A 1,547-nucleotide genomic window follows, 5' to 3' on the forward strand; every position below is an offset into this window, starting at 1 on the left:
AGGGCGACATCGACCGCAACACCTACAAAACCCAGATCAGCATCCATATCCTGCCCGGTTGACAACCGGGCAGGAACCCAAACTGCGCGGCCTTGCGCCTAATACTGCAGCGACACTCAGGTGAGTGGGTAGCCTCGTCGCCGGTAGTGGGATAGACGGGCTTGGTGTTGTCGTCGGCGGCGCCATCGTGACCAGGCCCAGACGTGGTGGGGGTCGTGGTGGCGGGGCAGGACCAGGGCGACGAGCAGGCGAGGGATCTCCGGTAGCGTGAGAGCGATCATGTCTTCACCGTCCACGGCGAATCCCCGTTTGCGGCAATCGCTTTCGGCGACGATAGCCAGGCAAAGGGCGAGCATGGACAAGGTGATGTGGGCATACCAGGCCCGATAGCTGCGGACTTGGTAGTGGTCGAGACCAGCTTCGCCTTTGGCCTGCTGGAACGCTTCTTCGACACGCCACCGTGACCCGGCTGTGAAAGCGAGATCGACCAGCCGGGACCGGCCCGTAGCACAGGTAGTAGGCGATGTGGCTGGGGTCGCTGATCGAGCGCCGCGTCAGCAGCCAGTGCCCGCGAGTCCAGGCGCCGTCGATCTGGCGGCGCGCCCAGTCGCAGGTGCGGGGCCCGTGCGCGCCAGCGCCCACCGACAAACGTTGCCAGGTGGCCGCCGCGAACTCGGCGACGAGTTCGTCAACCCGGGCCATCCGGTCGGCGCGGGTGGCTACCCGCTGGTCACAGCGGGTAGCCAGCACATAGGCCACGTCGCGCGATTCGAGCCACTCACGCAGGTAGCCAGCTTGGCCGTAGGCTTCATCAGCGGTGAACCACGCGAACGGCACCCCGGCGTCCGGTGCCCGCTCCAGCATGGCGATCACTTGCCGTGGTTTCGTGGGAACCCGACCTCGTCGTCGATCCCAGCGGCCCGGCAGCGCTCGCGGTCGATGGTCCAGGATTCGGGGAGATAGAGTTCACGGTCGATCAGCGCGTGCCCGTGCGACGACGCATACGCCAGAAACACTCCGATCTGGCAGTTCTCCGTCCGGCCTGCCGTTCCCCGGTTATTGCCGCTGCACCCCCGGCCGACCGCACTCTCTTCTTCAGGAATCCGGTCTCATCAGCCGCCAGCACCGCATCGAGATCACCGAGCCGGTCCACGACATAGACGCGCACGTCGTCACGGACACCGTCGACATCCCAGTCCGCTCGCCGAAGCAACCGCTGCATCCCTTGCGGTCCCGACTCACCGGCATGCTCGGCCAGAGTCCACCCGTTCTTACGTTCCAACCCCGCTACCAGCCCCGATACATACTCCCGGGCCCGAGCCCGTGGCTCGGACCGGGCGAACCGGGCACCGACCCGGCTCATCAACGAATCCAGCTCGGCCACAGCATGATCCAACAACACACCACAGATCTACCAGCACCGACTCATCCAAGTGTCGTTGCCGTACTAAGGCCAAGGCCGCGCAGTTAGCGGGTGGGCTGGGTTTGTCAACCGGCGTGGGATGGTGAGTTGGGACAGCGGAACTGCTGGTAAAGAGGTGTTGTCC

1 pseudogene is annotated in these 1,547 nt (G+C 65.3%); it reads right to left on the minus strand.

What is annotated here, in order from left to right:
• Window positions 1-285: 285 nt before the first annotated feature.
• Window positions 286-1,363, minus strand: a pseudogene (locus AB0L97_RS38610) (IS701 family transposase).
• Window positions 1,364-1,547 lie beyond the last annotated feature (184 nt).

It is taken from the genome of Nocardia sp. NPDC051911 (genome assembly GCF_040681035.1).
Taxonomy (GTDB): Bacteria; Actinomycetota; Actinomycetes; order Mycobacteriales; family Mycobacteriaceae; genus Nocardia; species Nocardia sichangensis.